This window comes from Streptacidiphilus neutrinimicus, from assembly GCF_000787815.1.
Taxonomy (GTDB): domain Bacteria; phylum Actinomycetota; class Actinomycetes; order Streptomycetales; family Streptomycetaceae; genus Streptacidiphilus; species Streptacidiphilus neutrinimicus.
This window is the reverse complement of sequence record NZ_BBPO01000003.1, coordinates 208,632-231,864: the sequence shown is the minus strand read 5'-3', so window position 1 is coordinate 231,864 and position 23,233 is coordinate 208,632. Positions and strand designations below refer to the sequence as shown.

Genomic DNA, 23,233 nt, shown 5'->3' with positions numbered 1-23,233 from the left:
TGTGGAACGATCAGGCGATGCAGGGGATGAGCGGCGAGAACCGGAGCGCCCTTCGGCGCGAGGCCGAGCGGGTCGTCAACGAGATCGCCCAGGGGCGCCGCACCGTGGAGGACGGGGCCGCCTGGTTCTCCGCACTCCCCCCGGTGGGACGGCAGGCCGTCCTGCAGCAGCTCTCCGGTTACGCGCTGCAGACGCACGTCACCTCGGCAGAGGGACTCGCGGGAGTCGCCCGCTCCGGCGTGAAGTCCACCGCCAACCCTTCGGTGATGATCTGTATGGACCCGCCTCGCCACGGCTTCGCCGCTCTCCCCGCCGACGAACACCTCAACGCCTTCCGCGTCCTCGTCGCGGCCTTCTCCGTCGCCGACACCCGCCGCCGGCACACGCACTGCCGAGGCGCCTGCCACCACGCGTGGCACAACTAGCGCCTCAGCGACTGCGTCAGGACGGAGTCCAGGGCGGCTGCCGTGGCGGGGACGTCCAGGCGCGAGTTGTCGATGATGGGGAGGCCGGAGCCGTACCAGCCGGACATGCGGCCGTGGATGGCGGCGACCTGGTCGTCCGGCAGTCTGCGGTTGCCGCTGCGCTGGGCGTTGCGGGCCAGGACCACGTCGAGGCCGGGGAGGAGGACGACGGGGGTCAACTGCGGGCCCACGTGGCGCTTCCAGCCGCCCAGCCCCACGGCGGGGAAGTCCGGGAAGACCGCGTCGTCGATGATGCAGGAGATCCCGTTGACGAGGTAGTTGCGCGCCGCGAACCCGCAGGTCCTGCGGGCGAGGCGGTACTGGCCCTCGGACTGGTCGTTCCAGCCGGCCTGAGGGCTGGCGAAGCCCGCGCGGACCCATTCGCGGACGTCGTCGAGGCTGATGTGCGCGGTGGTGGTGGGCCGCAGATCGGCCCAGTAGCGGGCGACGGAGGTCTTGCCCGCGCCCGCGGGGCCGATCAGGAGGACCGCGAGCGGGCCGGGAGCCCCCGGGGGCGCCGCGGGAGCGGGCAGGACGAACTGGCCCGTCGCCGCCGACTCCGGCAGGGCGCGCAGCGACAGCGTGGCCCTCGGCGGCCCCGCCGCCGGAGGCGGCAGGCTGCCCCCGTAGTAGCCGTTCTGGCTCTCTGACATCCGGTCACCTCCCGGAGGACGACGATACCGTCCCCCAGCAGGAACGATCACTGCTCGGCGAGCGCCCGCAGAGCCAGCTCGTACGACCCGATGCCGAACCCGGCGATGGTGCCGCTCGCCACCGCCGAGATCACCGAGGTGTGCCGGAACTCCTCGCGCGCGTGCGGGTTGGAGATGTGCACCTCGATCAGCGGCGCGGTCCGCTGCGACGCGGCGTCCCGCATGCCGTAGGAGTAGTGGGTGAACGCGCCGGGGTTGATGACGACGGGGAGCCTGCCGTCGGCCGCCTCGTGCAGCCAGCGGATCATCTCGCCCTCGTCGTTGGTCTCCCGGACCTCGACCTCGAATCCCAGCTCCGCGCCGAGCTTGGTGCAGCGCTCGACCAGGCCGGCGTAGGACGTCGCGCCGTAGACGTCCGGCTCGCGCGAGCCGAGACGGCCCAGGTTCGGGCCGTTCAGCACCAGCACCTTCTGCGGCTGCGGCATCAGCCCGCCACCTCGGCGTACGCCGCGACCAGCAGCGACGGGTCCGGGGCCTCCAGGATCGCGGGCTTGGCCAGCCCGTCCAGGACGATGAAGCGCAGCCGGTCGGCGCGGGACTTCTTGTCCAGCTTCATCGTCTCCAGCAGCTTGGGCCAGGCGTCCGCCTTGTAGGTGAGCGGCAGGCCCACCGAGGCCAGCACGGCCTTGTGCCGCTCGGCCGTCGCGTCGTCCAACCGGCCCGCCAGACGGCCAAGTTCGGCGGCGAAGACCATGCCCACGCTCACGGCCGCGCCGTGGCGCCACTTGTACCGCTCGTTGCGCTCGATCGCGTGCGCCAGCGTGTGGCCGTAGTTGAGGATCTCGCGCAGGCCGGACTCGCGCAGGTCGTTGGAGACGACCTCCGCCTTCACCTTGATGGAGCGCTCGATCAGCTCCGCGGTGTGCGGGCCGTCGGGGGTGCGGGCGCCCTCCGGGTCGGCCTCGACGAGGTCCAGGATGACCGGGTCGGCGATGAAGCCGGTCTTGATGACCTCGGCCAGACCGCTGACGTAGTCGTGGCGCGGCACGGTCTGCAGCGTGTCCAGGTCGGCGAGTACACCCACCGGCGGGTGGAACGCGCCGACGAGGTTCTTGCCCTCGGCGATGTTGATGCCGGTCTTTCCGCCGACGGCCGCGTCGACCATGCCCAGCAGCGTCGTCGGGACAGAGATCCAACGCACGCCGCGCAGCCAGGTCGCGGCCACGAACCCGGCCAGATCGGTCGTCGCGCCGCCGCCGACGCCGACGATGACGTCGGTGCGGGTGAAGCCCGTCTGGCCCAGCACGGACCAGCAGTAGGCGGCGACCTCGGCCGACTTGGCCTCCTCCGCGTTCGGCACCTGCAGCGCGATGGCCTGGTAGCCCTGCGCGGCCAGGTCGTCGCGGATCGCCTCGCCGGTCGCGGCCAGCGCCTCGGGGTGGATCACCGCGACGCGCTGCGCGGCGCCGCCGATCAGCACCGGCAGCTCGCCGAGCAGCTGATGCCCGATCAGCACGTCGTAGGGCTCGGCCCCGCCGCTCGCGCCGACCCGGATCTTCTTGATGTCGTCACTCACGACTTGTTCAGCTCCAGTGCGTCGAGGACCGCGTCGGCCACCTGATCCGGCGTCAACCCTGCCGTGTCGACCACGGCTTGTGCCACCCGCGTGTACACGGGGCGGCGCTGCTCCATCAGTTCGCGCCAACGGGCGCGCGGGTTGCCCACCAGCAGCGGGCGCGGCGCGTCCAGGCCGACGCGCTTGACCGCGTCGTGCAGGGCCACGTCGAGGAAGACCACCGGCAGCCCGTGCAGCAGCTCCTCGGTCTCCGCGCGCATCACCGCGCCGCCGCCCAGCGCCAGCACGCCGGGGTGCTCGGCGACGGCCGTGCGGACGGCCGCCGCCTCCAGCGCGCGGAAGTGCGGCTCGCCCTCGTCGACGAAGATGTCGGCGATCGGCTTGCCCGCGACGGTGACGATGTCGGCGTCGGTGTCCCGGAAGCCGACGCCCAGCCGCTCGGCCAGCAGCAGCCCGACCGAGCTCTTCCCGGCCCCGGGCGGGCCGACCAGGATCACCACCGGGTGGGCCACTACTTCACGACCAGGTGGTCGAGGTAGCCCTGGACGTTGCGGCGGGTCTCGCTGACGTTGTCGCCGCCGAACTTCTCCGCGACCGCGTCCGCGAGGACCAGGGCCACCATCGCCTCCGCGACGATGCCGGCGGCCGGGACGGCGCAGACGTCGGAACGCTGGTGGTGCGCCTTGGCCGCCTCGCCGGTGCGGGTGTCGATCGTCGCCAGCGCGCGCGGCACGGTCGCGATCGGCTTCATCGCGGCACGCACCCGCAGCAGCTCGCCGGTGGAGAGGCCGCCCTCGGTACCGCCCGAGCGGCCGGAGAGGCGACGGACGCCTTCGGGGGTGTTCACGATCTCGTCGTGCGCCTGGGAGCCCGGGATCCTTGCCAGCTCGAAGCCGTCGCCGACCTCGACGCCCTTGATCGCCTGAATGCCCATCAGCGCGGCCGCGAGGCGTGCGTCCAGGCGGCGGTCCCAGTGCACGTGCGAGCCGAGGCCGACCGGCACGCCGTAGGCCAGCACCTCGACGACGCCACCGAGCGTGTCGCCGTCCTTGTGGGCCTGGTCGATCTCGGCGACCATCGCCTTCGACGCGTCGGCGTCCAGGCAGCGCACCGGGTCCTCGTCCAGCCGCGCCTCGTCGGCCGGAACCGGGATCACCCCGGCCGGGGCCTTGGCCGCGCCGAGCTCGACGACGTGCGAGACGATCTCGATGCCCGTCGTCTCCTTCAGGTACGAGCGGGCCACCGTGCCGAGCGCGACGCGCGCGGCGGTCTCACGCGCGGAGGCGCGCTCCAGGATCGGCCGGGCCTCGTCGAGGGAGTACTTCTGCATGCCGGCCAGGTCGGCGTGCCCCGGCCGCGGGCGCGTCAGCGCCTCGTTGCGGGCGAGGCCCGCGAGGATCTCCGGGTCGACCGGGTCGGCCGACATGACCTGCTCCCACTTGGGCCACTCGGTGTTGCCGACCATGACCGCGACCGGCGAGCCCAGGGTCAGCCCGTGCCGGACGCCGCCGAGGAAGGTCACGACGTCCTGCTCGAACTTCATCCGCGCGCCACGGCCGTAGCCCAGCCGCCGCCGCGCCAGGGCCTCGGACACCATCTCGGTGGTGACGGGCACCCCGGCCGGGAGCCCCTCCAGCGTCGCGACGAGTGCCGGGCCGTGCGACTCCCCGGCCGTCAGCCAGCGCAGCGTTCCCAAGGGTGTGCTCCTATCCCGAGAGTGCGGATCCCTTACCGGCGATCCTCCCACGTCGCAGGGGCAAGGGCAGAATCCGTCCAGTAAGTGAGCCCCGCTAGGGGCGCGAGGATTGCGCAGGCGAGGAGCCACGCACGACCAGGGGCGCGGGGAGCTGCGCCAGCAACCACCCGCGTGGGGGCGCCCCCGGCCGAAGGCCGGGGGTGGATGGCCCTGCGCGTTCGGCCTGCCACTGGGTGGGTGGCTTGTCGCGCCCGCGCGGCGGAGCCGCAGATCAGCAGCGCCCCGCACCCCTGGAGAGTGCAGCTACAGGGCTGCCTGCCCCGCCGCGCGCATCGCGTCCACCACGTCCGCGTCGGCCAGGCCGGTGAAGGCGCGGAACTGCAGGACCGCCTGGTGCACCAGCAGGTCAAGCCCGCCCAGGACCACGCCGTCGCGGCGGGCCCAGGCCGCGGCGAGAGGCGTGGGCCACGGGTGGTACAGCACGTCGAACAGCGCGCCCGGTTGCTCCGGGACCGCCTCGGCGAGGTGGTCCGTCGCGCCCGCGGGCGTCGTCGAGATGACCAGCTCCGCGTCGAACGCCATGGTCGCGCGGTCCCACTCCTCGGGGACGACGTCCACGCCGAGCCGCTCGCCGAGAGCCCGCATCTGCGCGGCGCGCTCGGGGCCGCGCACGAAGGCGAGCACGGGGCCGTCGCAGACCTGCCCGAGCGCGGCCAGCGCCGAGGACGCCGTCGCCCCCGCGCCGAGGACCGCCGCCGAGGCGACCTTCTCCACGCCGCGCTCGCGCAGCGCCGCCACCAGGCCGGGCACGTCCGTGTTGTCGCCGGTGCGACGGCCGTCCGGGTGGAAGACGACGGTGTTGACCGCGTCCACGGCCAGCGCACCGGCCGAGACCTCGTCCAGCAGGGGGATCACGGCGCGCTTCAACGGCATGGTGAGCGAGAGGCCCGCCCAGCCCTCCCCCGCCACGTCGAGGCCAGAGAGGAAGCCGGGCAGCGCGTCCTCGTCCACCTCGAAGCGGCCGTACTGCCACTCCCCCTCCAGGCCCAGCGCCGCGTACGCGGCGTTGTGCAGCACCGGCGAGAGCGAGTGCGCGATCGGCGACCCGAGGACCGCGGCCCGCCTCACTGGCACTGGCCCGTGGTGCGGTTGACGTTCTGGCCGTGCTTGGCGCAGTAGGCCTGGACGTCGTTGAGGAACTGGGCCCAGGTGGCGGAGAAGCGGGTGTCGTTGGTGTCGACCGCGACGAAGTAGGCCCAGTTGCCCTGCGTCGGGTTCAGCACCGCCTGGATGGCGGCCTGGCCCGGGTTGTCGATGGGCGTCGGCGGCAGGCCCTTGATCACGTAGGTGTTGTAGCCGCCGGCGGAGCTGGCCTTCTGGGCGTTGGTGAAGGTCTTGCTGCCCAGGTAGTACTGGAGCGGGGTGTCCAGCTCCAGCCGTCCCCAGGTGACGTTGGTGTTGAGGCGGTTGTACAGGACGCGCGCGATCTTGCCGAAGTCGGCGACGTTGTTGCCCTCGGCCTGCAGGATGCTCGCCTCCTTCAGCACGTCGTAGGCGCTGTTGAGGTTGGCGCTCTTGCCCGCCGTGTCCAGGTTCATCGCCTGGATCTCGGACTTGGTCTGGTCGACCATCTGCTTGAGCAGGTCGATCGGCTTCATGCCCTTGGCGATCGAGTAGCGCGTCGGCCACAGGAAGCCCTCGGGGTTCCCGTTCGCCTCCGACGGCAGCCCGAGCTGGGAGGCGTCGTCCTTGGCCGCCTTGGCCGTGGTGCCCGGGGCCACCTTGAGCGCCTGGTCGACCTTCGCGTAGATCGACTTGGCCGTCATGCCCTCCGGGATGATGACGACCTCGCCGCCGGCCTGCGCCTCGAGCTCCTTCAGGGCCGACGCGGCCGACATCCGCAGCTTCAGGGTGTAGAAGCCCGGCTGGATGGTGGAGGCGGTCTTGACGTCCGCGTTGTAGGCGTCGACGAAGGCCTGCGCGGTCTCGACGACACCGGCGGTCTTGAGGGTGTTCGCGATCGTCCAGCCGGTCGCCCCGTCGGGGACCTGCACCTGGACGTCGGTGGTGCCGTCGCCCGTGAAGTCCGCGGGCGCGCCGTAGTGGCTCTCGTAGTAGGTGTAGCCGAAGTACCCGCCGCCGCCGATCAGGCCGAGCAGCAGCACCGTGACGCCGAGACAGGCGACCCCGCTGCGCTTGCGCTCCTTGCGGCCCTTCGCCTCGTCCTTGCGGCGGCCGCTGCGGCTGTCGTCCTCGTCGGAGAGGAACGGGACGTACTCCTCCTCGCCGTCCTCGCGCTCCTCGACGTAGACGTCCTCGTCGGAGTAGCTCTCCGCGCCGTGCCCGTTCTCGGCGGGCGCCTCGCCGCGCGCCTCGGCCTCGAGCTTCGCGGCCTCGGCGACCCAGTCGATCCCGTCCGGCCCCGGGCCGGACGGCGGCGGGTCCTGCGGACGCGGGCGCTGCGGCGGCTGCGGCGGCCGGGGCTGCTGCTGCGGCTCACCGTACGGCTGTTGCTGGCCGGGGTACTGCGGCTGCTGCGGCTGGCCGTAGGGGGCCTGGGGCTGCTGGCCCGGGTAGGGCTGACCGGGGTACACCGGCTGCTGTCCGGTGCCGTAGGGACCCTGCGGGTAGCCGGGGTACTGCGGCTGCTGCGGCTGGCCGTACGGCTGCTGCGGCGGCTGCTGACCGTAGGGGTACGGCTGTTGCGGCTGCTGTCCCTGAGGGTAGGAGCCTTGTGGCTGGTACCCGCCCTGTCCACCGTACGAGCCGGCCTGGCCCCACGGTTCGGAGCCGTAGCCCCGGCCCTGGTCGGTCATGCGTCCCCTCGGATTCGGCGAATTTCGGCAGGTGGGTTCGCTGCTGTGATTCGAACCGGCGTGCCCATGGGCTCGCGTGGACGGAACGTTACCCGACCGAAGCCGAACCGGCTCCGACGGGCACGTCCGGACCACGCGAGCTTCACAACACGTCGCTCACAGTGACGAAGGGGGCCCACCTGGTGGTGGACCCCCTTGAATCGGCGTCAGCCTACCGCCCCTCGGCCGCCGGTTGGACGGTTTCGCCGGGAGGACGTCCGCTGGTCTTCTCGGTCTCCAGCGCGCTCTGCAGGATCACCACGGCCGCGGCCTGGTCGATCCGGGAGCGACCCTGCCTGGACTTCACCCCGGCGGCGCGCATCCCCGCCGTCGCGGTGACCGTCGTCATCCGCTCGTCGACCAGCCGCACCGGCACGGGGTACACCCGGCCGGCCAGCTGGGCCGCGTAGTCGCGGACCTTGGCCGCGGCCGGCCCCTCGCGCCCGCTGAGCGAGCGCGGCAGCCCGACGACGACCTCGATCGCCTCGTACTCCTCGACGATGGCCGTGAGCCGTCCGAGGGACTTCTTACCTGCCGGGACCGTCTCCACCGGGGTGGCCAGCAGCCCGTCGGGGTCGCAGCTCGCGACCCCGATCCGGGCGTCGCCGACGTCCACGGCGATCCGGCGTCCTCGACGCATGGAACTCAACGCCGCGCGCCTCAGGCCTTCTCGGCGACCAGCGCGCGCACGGCCTCGACAGCCTGCGGCACCGCGGTCGCGTCCTGGCCGCCGCCCTGGGCGACGTCGTCCTTGCCGCCACCGCCGCCGCCGAGGGTCTTGGCAGCCGCGCGGACCAGCTCGCCGGCCTTGATGCCGCGCTCGCGGGCGGCCTCGTTGGTGGCGATGACGGTCAGCGGACGGCCGTTCGCGACGGTGAACAGCGCGACGACGGCGGCGCGCCCGCCCTGGCCGACGCGGTTGCGCACGTCCAGGACCAGCTTGCGCAGGTCGTCGGCGCCGGTTCCGTCCGGCACCTGGCCGGTGACCAGCGCCGCGCCGCGCACGTCCTCGGCGCCCTCGGCCAACCCGGCGGCGGCCTGGAGCACCTTCTCGGCGCGGAAGCGCTCGATCTCCTTCTCGGCGTCCTTGAGCTTCACGAGCATGCCGGAGATCTTCTCCGGCAGCTCCTCCGGACGGCCCTTGACCAGCTCGGTCAGCTGGGCGACGACCGTGTGCTCACGGGCGAGGAAGTTGTAGGCGTCCACGCCGACCAGCGCCTCGACACGGCGCACGCCGGAGCCAATGGAGGACTCGCCGAGCAGCTTCACCAGACCCAGCTGGGCGGTGTTCGCGACGTGCGTGCCGCCGCAGAGCTCCTTGGAGAAGTCACCGATGGTGACGACGCGGACCTTCTCGCCGTACTTCTCACCGAACTCGGCGATGGCGCCCTGCTTCTTGGCCTCGTCGATGCCCATGATCTCGGCGGTGACGTCCAGCTCGCGGGCCAGCACCTCGTTGATCTTCTGCTCGACGTCGGTCAGCACCGTGCCGGGGACGGCGGTCGGCGAGCCGAAGTCGAAGCGGAAGCGGCCCGGGGAGTTCTCCGAACCGGCCTGGGCGGCCGTCGGGCCGAGCGCGTCGCGCAGCGCCTGGTGGGTCAGGTGGGTGGCGCTGTGGGCGCGGGCGATGGCCCGGCGGCGGCGCACGTCGATCTCGGCGTGGACCGGGGCCCCGACGGTGACCTCGCCGACCTGCACGACGCCCTTGTGCACGACGACGCCGGGGACCGGCTTCTGCACGTCGTGGATGTTGATGACGGCGCCGGTGTCGGTCTTGATCCGGCCGTGGTCGGCGAGCTGGCCACCGCCCTCGGCGTAGAAGGGGGTGCGGTCGAGGACGACCTCGACGTCGTCGCCCTCGGAGGCGGCCGGCGCGGGAACGCCGTCGACGAGCAGGCCGACGACGGACGCCTCGTTCGCGTTGTGCGTGTAGCCGGTGAACTCGGACTCGCCCGCGGTGTCGGCGATGGACCGGTAGGCCTGGACATCGGCGTGGCCGGTCTTCTTCGCCCGGGCGTCGGCCTTGGCGCGGTCGCGCTGCTCCTTCATCAGGCGGCGGAAGCCGTCCTCGTCGACGGAGACGCCCTGTTCGGCCGCGATCTCCAGGGTGAGGTCGATCGGGAAGCCGTAGGTGTCGTGCAGCTGGAAGGCGTTCTCGCCGGACAGCACCGTGCCGCCGCCGGAGCGGGTCTCGGTGATCGCCGTGTCGAGGATGTTGGTGCCCGCGCGCAGCGTCTTGAGGAAGGTGGCCTCCTCGGCGAGCGCGACGGTCTCGATGCGCTTGCGGTCGGTGATCAGCTCCGGGTACTGCTGGCCCATCGTGGTGATCACGACGTCGAGCAGCTGCTCGACGACCGGGCCGGTGGCGCCGAGGATGCGCATGTTGCGGATGGCACGACGCATGATGCGGCGCAGCACGTAACCGCGGCCCTCGTTGCCGGGGGTGACGCCGTCGCCGATGAGCATGGCGGAGGTGCGCATGTGGTCGGCGACCACGCGCAGCGAGACGTCCGAGTTGTGGGCGGCGCCGTAGTGGACACCGGTCAGCTCGGTGGCCTTGTCGATGACGACGCGCAGGGTGTCCGTCTCGTACATGTTGCGGACGTCCTGGAGGATCATCGCCAGGCGCTCCATGCCGAGGCCCGTGTCGATGTTCTTGGCCGGGAGGTCGCCCAGGATCGGGAAGTCCTCCTTGCCGTCGCCCGCGCCGCGCTCGTACTGCATGAAGACCAGGTTCCAGATCTCCACGTAGCGCTCGTCGTTGACGGCCGGGCCGCCCTCGACGCCGAACTCCGGGCCGCGGTCGTAGTTGATCTCCGAGCACGGGCCGCAGGGGCCCGGGACGCCCATGGACCAGAAGTTGTCCTTCTTGCCCAGACGCTGGATGCGCTCGGCGGGCACGCCGATCACGTCACGCCAGATCTGCTCGGCCTCGTCGTCGTCCAGGTAGACGGTGACCCACAGGCGCTCCGGGTCCAGGCCGTAGCCGCCGTCGGCGACGGAGGAGGTCAGCAGCTCCCACGCGTACTTGATGGCCCCTTCCTTGAAGTAGTCGCCGAAGGAGAAGTTGCCGCACATCTGGAAGAAGGTGCCGTGGCGGGTAGTCTTGCCGACCTCCTCGATGTCCGGCGTGCGCACGCACTTCTGCACGCTGGTGGCGCGCGGGAAGGGCGGCTTGACCTCACCCAGGAAGTAGGGCTTGAACGGCACCATGCCGGCCGGGACCAGCAGCAGGGTGGGGTCGTCGGCGATGAGCGACGCCGAGGGGACGACGGTGTGGCCGCGCTCCTCGAAGAAGCGCAGCCAGCGGCGGCGGATCTCAGCCGACTCCATTACAGGTCCTCATTCCGGTCGAGCTTGGCAGGGGTGTTCTGGTTCTGCAGAGCGAGTGGCGCCCGTTCGTCCTCGACGGGCACGGGGGTGGTGCGCGCGCTGCCGGGCGGCAGCGCGGAGCGGACGGCGGCGGCGCGCAGCACGCGGGCGTCCTCGGAGTAACCAGGCGTCGCCAGCACGCTGCCGTCGAGGCCGAGTTGACGGTTCAGCTGGAGCTCGCGCTGGAGCATGCCGGCCCGCACCTCGTCCTTGAAGTTCCGCACGGCGCGGCCGACTTCGAGCGATCCGAGGGCCGCGCCCTCGGCCACGCCGCCCGGGGTGAGCGAACGTGCCACGCGGTTGGCCTTGTTGATGGTCCAGAGGGTGGCGCCGGCGCCCACCGCCATCCAGAAGATCCTGCGCATCGGCTCAGCCCCTCCTTCCGAGGCCCACCAGGCGCAGCAGGCCGTTGCGACGCACCGTCGCCCGCTGCACCTCGGCCTTCACCATCCGTTCGATGATCTCCCGCTCCGACTGGTGCGGGACGTACTTGTCGGGACGCCCGGCGGCGCGCTGCTTCGCCACGGCGCTGCGTACGCCGTAGCTGAACGCGGACAGCTTGACCAGGGGTCCGCCGAGGGTCGCGGCCATCGTCGAGGAGAGCGCCTGCGCGTTCGCGGCGGCGTCCTGGACGTCCGCGGTGATCGCGTCGACGCGCACGAGCTGGTCGTTCGCGGCGCGCAACGTCTCCGCCGCCTCGTCGAGCAGCGGCACGGCCCGCTCGGTCACCGCCTCGACCAGGACGGTCGCCTCCCGCAGGGCCCGCGCGAGGCGCACCAGCACCACGGCCAGGAGAGTGACCAGCACCGCCCAGAAGACGGCGACGACGAGGCCTGCAACCTCTCCACCCGACACCTTGGCGCTCCCTCGCAGCAAAAGCTGGTCTATCTGCGAAACCCTATCGCGCCAGGAGGACTAATCCCGACCGCGCGACCGGCACGCCGACCCGCATGTGGCTGCTCGCGCATCTATATCACCGAACGCGCGGAGCCGCCCGGGCAACGACGGATTCCGCCGCCCGCGCGACCGGCGGACGTAACCTACCGATCAGTCAGCTCGTTGGGCCGTCCAGGGGAGCGTTCACCTCCGAAGGGGGTCCCGTGCCAGGCACCGGAAATCTGCCCGCCGAGCTGACCGGTTTCGTGGGTCGCCGGGTCGAGCTGGCCATGGCGCAGCGGATGCTGCGCCGCGTCCGGCTGGTGACGGTCGTGGGCGCCGGCGGGGTCGGCAAGAGCCGGCTCGCCCTGCGCGCCGCCGCGGCGGCCGAGCCGGACTTCGCTGACGGCGCGTGGCTGGTCCCTTGCGCCGAGCTGACCGATCCGGCGCTGCTCGGCCACACCGTCGCCGAGGCGCTGCGGCTCACCGACGGCACCGCCCGCCCGGCGCGGGAGGTGCTGCGGGACTACCTCGCCCCGCGCCGTCTGCTGCTCGTGCTCGACGGCTGCGAGCACCTCGTCGAGGAGGCCGCGCCGCTGGTCGCGGGCCTGCTCGCGGCCGCACCGGGGCTGAAGGTGCTGGTGAGCAGCCGCGAGCCGTTGGGCGTCGAGGGCGAGCAGCGGCTGCCGCTCGCGCCGCTGCCCACCGAGGGGCCGCAGGCCGACGCGGTGACGCTGTTCGCGCAGCGGGCCGCGGCCGTGCTCCCCGGCTTCGCCGTCACGGCCGACAACTCCGAGCAGGTCGTCGCGCTCTGCCGTCGCCTGGACGGCATCCCGCTCGCGCTCGAACTGGCGGCCGGACGGCTGTCGGTGCTGTCCGTCCCGCAGATCACCGAGCGGCTCGACGACCGCTTCGCGCTGCTCACCGGCGGCGCCCGCGGGGCGCTCCCGCGCCACCAGACGCTGCGCACCGCCATCGGCTGGAGCCACGAGCTGTGCTCACCGCAGGAGCGCCTGCTCTGGGGCCGCCTCTCGGTCTTCGTCGGCGCCTTCGACCTCGACGCCGCACAGTACGTCTGCGCCGGTCAGGGCATCACCGCCGACGAGGTGCTGGAGGTGCTCGGCGCGCTGGTCGCCAAGTCGGTGGTGCTGCGGCTGCCGGGGCTCGCGGACGGCCAGGCCCGCTACCGACTGCTCGACACGGTGCGCGAGTACGGCCTCGGGTGGCTGCGCGCCTCCGAGGCGGAGAGCCTGCTGCGCCGTCGCCATCGCGACTGGTACCTGGGCCTGGCCACCTGGGGCGAGGTCGAGTGGTTCAGTCCGCGTCAGCTGGAGACCTCGGCGCGCACCCAGGGCGCGCACAGCAACCTGCGCGCCGCGCTGGAGTACTGCCTCACCGACCCGGGCGAGGAGCAGTTGGCGCTCTTCCTCGCGGGCACCCTGTGGTACTTCTGGGTCGGCTGCGGCCACCTGGGCGAGGGCCGGGTCTGGCTGGACCGCGCGCTGCAGCTCGCCCCGGAGCCGACAGAGGCGCGGGCCAAGGCGCTCTGGGTCACCGGCTACCTGTCGATCCTCCAGGGCGACCGGCTGCACGCGCTGCGGCTGCTGGAGGAGTGCCGGCGGCAGGCTCTGGACACCGGCGACGACCGGGCGCTCGCCTACGCCGTCCACCGCCAGGGCTGCGCCGCCCTGATCGCCGACGACCTCGACCGCGCGGTGGCCCTGTTCGACGAGGCCCTGTGGCACTACGACCAGCTCGGCGAGCTGAACAGCAACGTGCTGATGGGCATGTTCGAGCTGGGCCTCGCGCACACCTTCCGCGGCGACGCGGCCACCGGCGCGGCGTGGATCGCCAAGGTGCTGGTCGAGTGCGAGCGCTTCGGCGAGCGCTGGGCCTACGCGTACGGCCTCTTCGCGTCCGCGTACGCGGCCTGGGCCGTGGGCGACCTCGCGCAGGCGCGGGTCCGGGCGCGCGAGTGCGTCCGGCTGAACCACGCCTTCCGCGACCTGGTCGGCCTGGTCCTCGGGGTGGAGCTGCTGGCCCTCCTCGCCACCGAGCCGGAGGCCGACGGCACACCCGGCGACCTGCGGGAGGCGGCCACGCTGCAGGGCGCCGCGCACACCGTGTGGCGTTCGGTCGGGGTGCCGCTCTTCGGCTCGTCCAGCTTCAACGCCGCCCACGAGGCGTGCGCGCGGCGCGTCCGGGCGGGGCTGCGGGAGGTCGAGGCCGCCGAGGCGTTCCGCCGGGGCACCACGCTGGACTTGGACGAGCTCGTCGGCCGCGCCCTGGAGCAGCGGCCCGCCGAGCGGGCCGGAACAGCACAGCGCCCCCACGGCCGGTCGGCCGTGGGGGCGCTGCGAGAACCGCTCGCGGGTCAGCGCGAGTAGTACTCGACGACGAGCTGCTCGTCGCAGATGACCGGAACCTCACGCCGCTGGGGCAGGCGGTCCAGACGGAAGGCCAGGGCCTTCAGGTTGACCTCGAGGTACTTGGCGGTCTGACCCTCACCCGCGTTGCCACCCTCACGGGCGACGACGAACGGGGTCTTCTCCTTGGAACGCTCGCGGACCGTGACGACAAAGCCGGGCTTCATCTGGTACGACGGGCGGTTGACCTTCTGGCCGTTGACCTCGATGTGGCCGTGGACGACCATCTGGCGGGCCTGGTAGATGGTGCGGGCGATGCCCGAACGCAGGACCAGGGCGTCGAGACGGGTCTCCAGCAGAGCGACCAGCGCCTCACCGGTCTTGCCCTCGACCTTGCGGGCACGGTCGAACGCACGGGAGAGCTGGGTCTCGGACAGGTCGTACTGGGCGCGCAGACGCTGCTTCTCGACCAGACGGACCTTGTAGTCCGAGTTCTGCTTGCGGCCACGGCCGTGCTGCCCCGGCGGGTACGGGCGGGCCTCGAAGTACTTGACGGACTTCGGGGTCAGCGGAATGCCCAGTGCACGGGCAATCTTGACCTTGGGGCGCTTCTGGTTCGCCATGAACCATTACCTCTTTCGGTTGTTTACTGGCTCACCGCTGTTGAAGGAGGTCGCCTCTCGCGGTCCGGGAAACCGTCCCACCGTGAAGGCAGGCCGGCAGCCGCTCCCGGGACCGGGCACAACGTGCTGCACGCGAGTGGCCCACCGACCCGAGGGGTGGTGGGCTGCACGCGACACCCGAAGGGTGCGCAACGCTCCTGCCGTCCGCGGTTGCCCGCGGGCGGCCTGTATGACGCCCCGCCGGTGATGTCGCATCTGACGATGCGCTCACGGGACGTCTCGCTCGGGAAAGTCTACGGGATCTGGGAGGCCCGGACCGACACGGCCCTGCTTCTCGTGTGTCATCGTCATTGTCAACGCTATTGACATCGCCGTCGGCACGCGGCGAAGGTGTCCGGCATGGACGCAACCGAACTCGCCTACCTCCCCGCGACCGACGCCCTGCGCGCGTTCCGTGCGCGGCGGCTCTCCCCCGTCGAGCTCATGGAAGCCGTGATCGCGCGGGCCGAACGCACCGAGCCCGACGTCAACTGCCTCAGCGAGCGGCTCTTCGAGGAGGGCCTCGCCGCCGCGCGCGAGGCGGAGCGGCGCTATGTCGGCCACGGCCCCGCCCCGCGTGCGCTGGAGGGGCTCCCGGTGGCGGCGAAGGACGAGCACCCCATCGCCGGCCGCGTCTGCAGCGAGGGTTCCCTGCTGCTGGCGGACGAGGTCGCGACGGAGACCCACCCGGTGATCCAGCGGATCCGGGGCGCAGGCGGAATCGTCCACGCCCGGACCACCACGCCCGAGTTCTGCTGCGCCGCCTTCACGCAGTCCAAGCTCTGGGGCGTCACCCGCAACCCGTGGTCGCTCGGACACTCCTGCGGCGGCTCCTCCGGCGGCTCCGGCGCGGCCCTCGCGGCCGGGAACGCGCCGCTCGCGACGGGCTCCGACATCGGCGGGTCGATCCGGATCCCCGCGTCGTTCAACGGCGTCGTCGGGTTCAAGCCGCCCTACGGCCGGGTCCCGGCGATGCCGCCGTTCAACCTCGACACCTACTGCCACGACGGCCCGATGGCCCGCACCGTCGCGGACACCGCGCTGCTGCAGAACACCATCGCCGGGCCCTGGGCCGGCGACGTCGTCTCGCTGCGGCCCAAGGTCGAGGTGCCGTGGGAGTACCAGGGCGCGGCCGGGGTCGCCGGGATGCGCATCGCGCTCTGCCTCACCCTGGGCGACTACGTGCTCGACGCGGACGTCGAGGCGAACACGCGCGCCGTCGCCGACGCGCTGCGCGGCGCGGGCGCGGTGGTCGAGGAGGTCACCCTCGGGTGGACCCGCGAGCTGCTCGACCGCGCCGCGTGGGCGCACTTCGGCGCGATCTTCGGACCGTCGATCGGCCAGGCGGCCGCCGAGGCGCCCGAACAGCTCAACGGCTACACCCGCGCCTTCGCCGAACGGGCGGCGCGGGCCGCCCGCGAGACCGGCTTCCTGGAGGGGCTGGAGCTGGAGGGCCGTCTCTACGCCGAGCTCGGCGCCGTGCTGGAGCGCCACGACGCGCTGCTCTGCCCCACCACGGCCGTCCCGGCGCTGGCCGCGGACGAGGAGTACACCGAGACCCGGCTGTCCATCGCGGGCGTCGAGCAGGACCACTACATGGCGATGGCGATGACCATCGGGTTCAACATCTGCTCGCGCTGCCCGGTCCTCTCCGTCCCCTCGGGCTTCGCGGCGAACGGCGTGCCGACGGGCGTGCAGATCGTCGGGCGCAGCTACGACGACGCGACGGTGTTCCGCGTCGGCGCGGCGGTCGAGGAGGCGCGGCCGTGGGCCTACGTCTCAGGACGGCGGCCGCTCGTCGGACCGCTCGTCTGAGCCGCTCTCCCCGCGCAGCCGGGCTCGGGTCCAGCTGACCGCGTCGGCGTACCGGGCCTCCGCGCCGTGACGGGTCGGACGGTAGTACTGCTTGCCCTGCACCGTGTCCGGCGCGTACTGCTGGGCCGCGATGCCCTCCGGGAGGTCGTGCGGATAGACGTAGCCCTGCGCGTGGCCGAGCTTCTTCGCCCCCGCGTAGTGCCCGTCCCGCAGATGCGCCGGCACCGCGCCGGCCAGCCCGGCGCGGACGTCGGCGAGCGCCTCGCCGATGGCGATCGTCGCGGAGTTCGACTTCGGCGCGAGGGCGAGGGCGATCACCGCGTGCGACAGCGTCAGCGACGCCTCCGGGAAGCCGATCATCGCCACGGCCTGCGCGGCGGCGACGGCCGTCGGCAGCGCGTGAGGGTCGGCGACGCCGATGTCCTCGCTGGCGGAGATCATCAGCCGCCGAGCGATGAAGCGCGGGTCCTCGCCCGCCTCGATCATCCGGGCGAGGTAGTGCAGCGCCGCGTCGACGTCGCTGCCCCGGATCGACTTGATCAGCGCGCTGGCGACGTCGTAGTGCTGGTCGCCGTCCTTGTCGTAGCGGACGGCGGCACGGTTGACGGCGGACTCGGTCAGCTCGAGCGTGACCGTCCCCAACCGCTCCTCGATCGCGGCCCCGGCGGCGGCCTCCAGTGAGGTCAGCGCCTTGCGGGCGTCGCCGCCCGCGATCCGCACCAGGTGCTCCTGCGCCTCCTCGGCGAGCTCGACGGCGCCGTCCAGCCCCCGCTCGTCCGTGACCGCGCGGCGCAGCAGGGCGCGGATGTCGTCGTCGGTCAGCGACTCCAGCGTCAGCAGCAGCGAGCGGGAGAGCAGCGGGGAGATCACCGAGAAGTACGGGTTCTCCGTGGTCGCGGCGATCAGCGTCACCCAGCGGTTCTCGACCGCGGGCAGCAGACTGTCCTGCTGCGCCTTGGAGAAGCGGTGGATCTCGTCGAGGAAGAGGACCGTCTCCTTGCCGCTCGTCCCCACGGCCCGCCGCGCGCCCTCGATGACCGCGCGGACCTCCTTGACCCCGGCGGTGATCGCGGAGAGCTCGACGAACCGCCGGTCGGTGGCCTGGCTGATCACGTACGCGAGCGTGGTCTTGCCCGTCCCGGGCGGCCCCCACAGGATCACCGAGGACGTCGCGGCGGGCCCGCTCGTCGCGGCGACGAGTCTCCGCAACGGCGAGCCGGGCCTCAGCAGGTGCCGCTGCCCCGCGACCTCGTCCAGGGAACGCGGCCGCATCCGCACCGCAAGGGGCGCGCGACCGGGCTCCTTGGCCTGGATCTCCTCGGCTGCAGCGGTGAACAGGTCTGGCTCCACGGTCTAGACCCTACCTGCGGGCGCCGACACCCCCGCTCTCGTCACTCCCCGGGGGCCGGGGCCAGCGCCAGCGGTAGGCCAGTTCCGGGCGGCCGACCTGGCCGTACTGGGGTTCGCGGCGGGCGCGGCCGGTCTCGACGAGGTGTTCCAGGTAGCGGCGGGCGGTGATGCGGGAGACGCCCGCGGCCGTGCCGACCGCGGCGGCGGACAGGCCGGTGTCGGCGGCGCGCAGGACCGCGGCCACCGCGTCGAGCGTGGGGGTGGTGAGCCCCTTGGGCAGGGTGGTGCCGCGCGGGGAGCGCAGCTCGGCGAAGGCGCGGTCCACCTCGTCCTGGCCGAGCGCCTCTCCCCCGCGCTCCAGGCTGGCGCGGTAGCGCGCGTACCGGGCGAGACGGTCCTGCAGCGTCGCCGCCGCGAAGGGCTTGAGCAGGTACTGCACCACGCCGATCGAGACCGCCCGTCGCACCGTCGCCAGGTCCCGGGCCGAGGTGACGGCGATGACGTCGGCGCCGTGCCCGGCCGTGCGTATCGCACGGAGCAGGTCCAGGCCGTGGCCGTCCGGGAGGTAGAGGTCGAGCAGCAGCAGCGCGACCGGCGCGCCCTCGCGGCGCGCGCGGTCGAGGAAGCGCAGCGCCTCCGCCGCGCTGTGGGCGACGCCCGCGCAGCGGAAGCCGGAGGCGCGCTCGACGTAGCTGCCGTGGGCCTCGGCGGCGACCGGGTCGTCCTCGACCACCAGCACGTCGATCACGGGACACGCACCGCGTCGGACCGGAGGGCGCCGTGCCGAGACGGGCTGTGCCGAACAGGGCTGTGCTGAAACGGAAGGTGCACGGTCAGCACCGCGCCGCGGCCGCTGTCGACTTCCACGCGGCCGCCGTTGCGGCGCGCGGCCTGGGCGACGAGCGCGAGGCCGATGCCGCGCGCGCCGCCCGGCCCGGGCCGCTTCGTGGACCAGCCGCGCTCGAAGATCCGCTCGACCGCGTCGGGCTCGACGCCCGGTCCGGTGTCGGCGACGCGCAGCAGCAGCTCGCGGGCGTCGGTGCCGGGGGCGGTGTCCGTCCGGGCGGTGACGGTGACGGTCGGCGCGCCCTCGTGCTCGCCGGCGCCCTCGATCGCGGCGTCGATGGCGTTGTCGATCAGGTTGCCGAGCAGCGTCACCAGGTCCCGCGCGCTGAGCTGCTCGGGCAGCGCGTCGTCGATCCGACTCTCCTCGGTCAGCACCAGGTCCACGCCGCGCTCGGCGGCCTGCGCGGCCTTGCCGAGCAGCAACGCGGCCACGACCGGCTCGTTGACGGCGCCGACGACGCGGTCGGTGAGCTGCTGGGCCAGCTCCAGCTCGGAGGTGGCGAAGTCGACCGCCTGGCGGTGCTGTCCGGTCTCGATGAGCGACACCACCGCGTGCAGGCGGTTCGCCGCCTCGTGCGCCTGCGCGCTCAGTGCCTCGGCGAAGCCGCGGACCGAGTCCAACTCGCCACTCAGGGCCTGGAGTTCGGTGTGGTCGCGGAGGGTGACCACGGTCCCGAGGCCGGGGCCGTCACCGATGGGCGAGGTGTTGACCACGACGACGCGGTCGGCCGTCAGGTGCAGCTGGTCGCGGACGGGCTCGGGACCGGCGACGGCCGCGCGCAGCGGCGCGGGCAGGTCCAGGTCCGCGAAGGGCCGCCCCTCGGCCGGATCGTCCAGGGCCAGCAGCTCGCGCGCCGCGTCGTTGCACAGCAGGACGATCCCCTCGCGGTCGAGCAGCACCAGGCCCTCCCGCACGGCGTGCAGCGTCGCCTGGTGGTACTCGTACAGGTGGCTCAGTTCGGCCGCGCCCATCCCGTGGGTGTGGCGGCGCAGCCGGCGGTTGGCCAGCCAGGTGCCCAGACCGCCCAGCGCCAGGGCCGCAACGGCGACCAGGACCAGCGCGGTGATCGCCCCGCGCAGCTGCCCGCTCAGCTGCTGCACCGTGATCCCGACGCTGACCAGCGCGACGACCTCGCCCTGCGCGTCCCGCACCGGCGTGACGGCGCGCACGGACGGGCCGAGCGTGCCGGTGTAGGTCTCGGTGAAGGTGTGCCCGGCCAGGGCCGGGCCGATGTGCCCGAGGAAGTGCCTGCCGATCTCCGCCGGGTCGGGGTGGGTCCAGCGCACACCGTGGGTGTCCATGATCGTGACGAAGTCGACGTCGGCGTCCCGGGTGACCCGCTGCGCGTACGGCTGGAGCACGGCGGTCGGGTCGGGCCGCTGGGCGGCCTGCACGACGGTCGGCGCGTCGGCGACGGTCGTGGCCGTCGCGACCACCTGCCGCTCCGCCGCCTGCGTGGCCCGGTCGCTGGTCAGCACGTACGCGAGGACCGCGCAGCCGGCCACCACCAGCGTCACGATCAGCACCTGCACCGCGAACAGCTGCCCGGCGAGGCTGCGCGCGACGCGGTGGCGTCGGCGCGGACGTGGGGCGGTGCGTACGGGCATGCCGGCCAGTCTGCCCGGTCGTCCGAGGAGATGAGTAGGCCGCGGGCCGTGAACGATATGAACGCAAACGTGACGCCCGCCACGCCCGCCCGGATATTCGTCGGAACCGGCCCGCCACCTCGGTCCGGTGGGAACGACACTCCGGCAAGGGAGCCGCAGCCATGAGAGCCGCACGGGAACGCACGCAGTATCTGTATCTGGCCGTGATCGCCGCCGTCGTGCTGGGCATCGTCGTCGGCCTGGCGGCGCCGCACTTCGCCGTGAACCTGAAGCCGGTCGGCACCGGGTTCGTGAACCTGATCAAGATGATGATCAGCCCCGTCATCTTCACCACGATCGTGCTGGGCATCGGCTCGGTGTCCAAGGCCGCGAAGGTCGGCAGGGTCGGCGGCCTCGCGCTCGGCTACTTCCTGGTGATGTCGACGGTCGCGCTGGCCATCGGCCTCGTCGTCGGCAACGTGATCAACCCCGGCCACGGACTGCACCTCACCGCGGAGCTGGCGAAGGCGGGCCACGCCCAGGCCGCGACCGGCGGCGCGGAGGGGACCTCCGACTTCCTGTTGGGGATGATCCCGACCACCCTGGTCTCCGCCCTCACCGGCGGCCAGGTGCTGCAGACCCTGCTGGTCGCGCTGCTGGTCGGCTTCGCCCTGCAGTCCCTCGGCGCATCGGGCGCGCCGATCCTGCGCGGAGTCGAGCACCTGCAGAAGCTGGTCTTCCGGGTGCTGTCGATGATCATGTGGGCGGCCCCGGTGGGCGCGTTCGGCGCGATCGCCGCCGTGGTCGGCGCGTCGGGCTGGGCGGCGCTGAAGTCGCTGGCGATGATCATGCTGGGCTTCTACCTGACCTGCGCGATCTTCGTGATCGTGGTCCTCGGCCTGATGCTCCGTCTCGTCGCGGGCGTCAACGTCTTCGCGCTGCTCACCTACCTCGGCCGCGAGTTCCTGCTGATCCTGTCCACCTCCTCGAGCGAGAGCGCGTTCCCGCGCCTCATCGCGAAGATGGAGCACCTGGGCGTCAGCCGACCGGTCGCGGGCATCACCGTCCCGGCGGGCTACAGCTTCAACCTGGACGGCACCGCCATCTACCTGACGATGTCCTCGCTGTTCATCGCCCAGGCGATGGACCGGCCGATGTCGATCGGCCAGCAGGTCTCGCTGCTGCTCTTCATGGTGATCGCCAGCAAGGGCGCCGCCGGCGTCACCGGCGCGGGCCTCGCCACCCTCGCGGGCGGCCTCCAGTCCCACCAGCCGGCCCTGGTCGACGGCGTCGGCCTCATCGTCGGCATCGACCGCTTCATGAGCGAGGCACGCGCCCTGACGAACTTCGCGGGCAACGCCGTCGCCACCGTTCTCATCGGCCACTGGACCGGCGAGCTCGACCACGACCGGATGCGCCTCGTCCTCACCGGCCGCCTCGCCTTCGACGAGTCCGCGGTGGACGCGGCGACGCCGGACGCTCCGTCGGCCGTCCCGACTCAGGCACCGGCCACGGCCTGAGCCCTGACCCGAGACCGGCCGGGCCGAGGCGCCCGGCCGGTCAGGGCGCGCCCGCCGGTCAGGCCGCATCCTCCTCGTCGCCGTGATGCTCCTCGACGCTGTGGGAGTCCGTGAGGCTCAGCGCGCCGCCCACCGCGATCACGCCCACGACCACAGCCAGCAGGGCGTAGGTGATCCGCTCGCCCCGGAAGAAGGACTCGACGAGACTGCTGCTCCACGTACCGCGTGGCAGCCGGGTGGTGACCAGGGCGGCGATCATGGTGCCGACCACGGCGGTGCCGACGCTGGAGCCGACCTCCTGGGCGGTGTCGTTGAGGGCCGCGCCGACGGAGGTGCGGTTGCCGGGCATCGCGTCGACGAGAGCCACCGCGCAGATCGTCATCACGGTGCGGAGCCCCACGGTCATGAGCACCATGCAGACGGCGATGGCGGCGTAGCCGTGGCCGACGGCCCAGGACAGCCCCGCCAGCGCGCCGGCCAGGCAGGCCGCGCCGATCAGGCAGGCGATGCGGTGGCCGAACCGGCGCGCGAGCCACTCGGACAGCGGGGTCGCGGCCAGCATCGTCACGATGATGGGCAGGTTGGCCAGGCCGGCCCTGACGGGGCTCCAGCCGTAGGCGTACTGGAAGTGCAGGATCAGCCCGAACATCACGCTGGCCATGGCGATCGAGGTGCCGATCTGCGCGATGGCGGCGCCGCGGACCGTGCCGTTCGCGAACAGGCGCAGGTCCAGCATCGGCGCCGTGCTTCGGCGCTCGTGGCGGACGAACGCGAACCCGGCCACGAGCGCGCCCATGATCGAGGCGAGGGTGAGCGGGGAGAGCCAGCCGTTCTGGACGCCGCTGGTCAGCGAGTAGCAGGCGAGCCCGATGGCGGTGATGCTCAGCGCGGCACCCGCCAGGTCGAGCGCATCGCTCGTCAGACCCTCCGGCTGGTCCGCCGGCACGCCGAGCCGGACGCCGATGCACGCGAGCGCCGCGATCGGGGCGTTGACGACCAGCAGCCACTGCCAGCTCACGTGGGCCAGCGCGGTGCCGCCGAGCAGCGGACCGAGGACGAAGCCCGACATGCCGACGACGATCATCACCGTCATCGCGCGCATCTGCAGGGTCTTCTCGTCGAACAGCCGGAACACGAGCGAGTTCGTGATCGGGGCCATCGCCGCCGCCGCGACGCCGAGTGCGGCCCGCAGCGCGATGAGCTCACCCGCCGTGCCCACGAACACGACGCACAGGCTGAGCGAGCCGAACACGGCCAGCCCGACCAGCAGCACCCGGCGGCGGCCGAACCTGTCGGCCGTCGACCCGGCCGTCAGCAGCAACCCGCCGAAGGTCAGCGAGTACGCGCCGGTGACCCACTGCAGGGCGGTGGTGCCGCCGCCGAGGTCGCGGCCGATGGTGGGCAGCGCGATCGACAGCAGCGTGTTGTCGACCATCTCGACGAAGAAGGCCAGGCAGAGCGCGGCCAGAGGTATCCAGGCCGCGCGTAGCGACGGGTAGGTGTGCAACGGGCGTTGCAGCGTGGCGGTCGTCATGACATCCCCCTTCGATCGAACATCGTCCGAGTATCGAACGCCGTACGATGACGTACGATAG

Annotated in this window: 20 protein-coding genes; 4 read left to right on the top strand and 16 right to left on the bottom strand. The window is 72.7% G+C overall.

The features are described from left to right. Positions 1–17: 17 nt before the first annotated feature. On the top strand, positions 18–425 hold the full coding sequence (locus TR48_RS04070) for a DUF5958 family protein (RefSeq protein ID WP_084728747.1): 408 nt from the start codon (positions 18–20) through the stop codon (positions 423–425). On the opposite strand, the gene TR48_RS04065 is transcribed toward TR48_RS04070, so the two are convergent. The 11 genes from TR48_RS04065 to TR48_RS04015 form a co-directional block, all read right to left on the bottom strand. Next, a complete protein-coding gene (locus TR48_RS04065) occupies positions 422–1,117 on the bottom strand; it encodes an AAA family ATPase (protein WP_042364419.1) in 696 nt (231 codons plus the stop codon). The genes TR48_RS04070 and TR48_RS04065 overlap by 4 nt on opposite strands. Positions 1,118–1,164: 47 nt before the next feature. Next, the gene (gene aroQ / locus TR48_RS04060; protein WP_042364418.1) at positions 1,165–1,602 is read right to left on the bottom strand and encodes a type II 3-dehydroquinate dehydratase; all 438 of its coding nucleotides are present in this window, start codon (positions 1,600–1,602) and stop codon (positions 1,165–1,167) included. Then, complete coding sequence (gene aroB, locus TR48_RS04055; RefSeq protein WP_042364417.1) at positions 1,602–2,693, bottom strand: 3-dehydroquinate synthase; 1,092 nt, start codon at positions 2,691–2,693, stop codon at positions 1,602–1,604. The genes aroQ and aroB overlap by 1 nt, the downstream gene beginning before the upstream one ends. Continuing rightward, positions 2,690–3,205, bottom strand: coding sequence for a shikimate kinase (locus tag TR48_RS04050; protein WP_042364416.1), 516 nt, complete (start codon positions 3,203–3,205; stop codon positions 2,690–2,692). The genes aroB and TR48_RS04050 overlap by 4 nt, the downstream gene beginning before the upstream one ends. After that, positions 3,205–4,389, bottom strand: coding sequence for a chorismate synthase (gene aroC, locus TR48_RS04045; RefSeq protein ID WP_152627779.1), 1,185 nt, complete (start codon positions 4,387–4,389; stop codon positions 3,205–3,207). The genes TR48_RS04050 and aroC overlap by 1 nt, the downstream gene beginning before the upstream one ends. Before the next feature lie 303 nt (positions 4,390–4,692). After that, positions 4,693–5,523 carry a shikimate dehydrogenase gene (locus tag TR48_RS04040; protein ID WP_042364415.1) on the bottom strand — a complete coding sequence of 277 codons (831 nt, stop codon included), beginning with the start codon at positions 5,521–5,523 and terminating at the stop codon, positions 4,693–4,695. Continuing rightward, positions 5,514–7,205, bottom strand: coding sequence for an endolytic transglycosylase MltG (gene mltG / locus TR48_RS04035; protein WP_052442382.1), 1,692 nt, complete (start codon positions 7,203–7,205; stop codon positions 5,514–5,516). The genes TR48_RS04040 and mltG overlap by 10 nt, the downstream gene beginning before the upstream one ends. Before the next feature lie 211 nt (positions 7,206–7,416). Then, positions 7,417–7,884 carry a Holliday junction resolvase RuvX gene (ruvX, locus tag TR48_RS04030; RefSeq protein ID WP_042364414.1) on the bottom strand — a complete coding sequence of 156 codons (468 nt, stop codon included), beginning with the start codon at positions 7,882–7,884 and terminating at the stop codon, positions 7,417–7,419. Between the two features lie 20 nt (positions 7,885–7,904). Beyond that, positions 7,905–10,577, bottom strand: a complete 2,673-nt coding sequence (gene alaS / locus TR48_RS04025; protein ID WP_042364413.1) for an alanine--tRNA ligase — start codon at positions 10,575–10,577, stop codon at positions 7,905–7,907. Beyond that, positions 10,577–10,981 carry a DUF6167 family protein gene (locus TR48_RS38580; RefSeq protein ID WP_052442381.1) on the bottom strand — a complete coding sequence of 135 codons (405 nt, stop codon included), beginning with the start codon at positions 10,979–10,981 and terminating at the stop codon, positions 10,577–10,579. Before TR48_RS38580 ends, alaS begins: the two co-directional genes overlap by 1 nt. A gap of 4 nt (positions 10,982–10,985) precedes the next feature. Further along, a complete protein-coding gene (locus TR48_RS04015) occupies positions 10,986–11,471 on the bottom strand; it encodes a DUF948 domain-containing protein (RefSeq protein WP_042364412.1) in 486 nt (161 codons plus the stop codon). Positions 11,472–11,716: 245 nt separating this feature from the next. On the opposite strand from TR48_RS04015, the gene TR48_RS04010 reads away from it, so the two are divergent. Continuing rightward, positions 11,717–13,879 (top strand): ATP-binding protein, encoded by a 2,163-nt coding sequence (locus tag TR48_RS04010; protein WP_042364411.1) that lies wholly within the window; start codon positions 11,717–11,719, stop codon positions 13,877–13,879. Here TR48_RS04010 and rpsD read toward each other — a convergent pair. Further along, positions 13,867–14,481, bottom strand: coding sequence for a 30S ribosomal protein S4 (rpsD, locus tag TR48_RS04005; RefSeq protein ID WP_042364410.1), 615 nt, complete (start codon positions 14,479–14,481; stop codon positions 13,867–13,869). The genes TR48_RS04010 and rpsD overlap by 13 nt on opposite strands. A 399-nt stretch (positions 14,482–14,880) precedes the next feature. Here rpsD and TR48_RS04000 point away from each other — a divergent pair, with 399 nt between their 5' ends. After that, positions 14,881–16,335 (top strand): amidase, encoded by a 1,455-nt coding sequence (locus tag TR48_RS04000; protein WP_042364409.1) that lies wholly within the window; start codon positions 14,881–14,883, stop codon positions 16,333–16,335. Here the strand turns inward: TR48_RS04000 and TR48_RS03995 are convergent. From TR48_RS03995 to TR48_RS03985, 3 genes are read right to left on the bottom strand one after another with little or no spacing between them, the layout of a single operon-like run. After that, positions 16,300–17,685: a replication-associated recombination protein A gene (locus TR48_RS03995; RefSeq protein WP_042364408.1), complete on the bottom strand. Its 1,386-nt coding sequence runs from the start codon at positions 17,683–17,685 to the stop codon at positions 16,300–16,302. The two genes, TR48_RS04000 and TR48_RS03995, sit on opposite strands and share 36 nt — an antisense overlap. Before the next feature lie 10 nt (positions 17,686–17,695). Then, on the bottom strand, positions 17,696–18,433 hold the full coding sequence (locus TR48_RS03990) for a response regulator (protein WP_042364407.1): 738 nt from the start codon (positions 18,431–18,433) through the stop codon (positions 17,696–17,698). Then, on the bottom strand, positions 18,430–20,139 hold the full coding sequence (locus TR48_RS03985; RefSeq protein WP_042364406.1) for an ATP-binding protein: 1,710 nt from the start codon (positions 20,137–20,139) through the stop codon (positions 18,430–18,432). The genes TR48_RS03990 and TR48_RS03985 overlap by 4 nt, the downstream gene beginning before the upstream one ends. A 161-nt stretch (positions 20,140–20,300) precedes the next feature. Here TR48_RS03985 and TR48_RS03980 point away from each other — a divergent pair, with 161 nt between their 5' ends. Beyond that, positions 20,301–21,638 carry a cation:dicarboxylate symporter family transporter gene (locus TR48_RS03980; protein WP_042364405.1) on the top strand — a complete coding sequence of 446 codons (1,338 nt, stop codon included), beginning with the start codon at positions 20,301–20,303 and terminating at the stop codon, positions 21,636–21,638. A gap of 58 nt (positions 21,639–21,696) precedes the next feature. Here TR48_RS03980 and TR48_RS03975 read toward each other — a convergent pair whose 3' ends face one another. Then, the gene (locus TR48_RS03975) at positions 21,697–23,172 is read right to left on the bottom strand and encodes an MFS transporter (protein WP_042364404.1); all 1,476 of its coding nucleotides are present in this window, start codon (positions 23,170–23,172) and stop codon (positions 21,697–21,699) included. Positions 23,173–23,233: the final 61 nt, after the last annotated feature.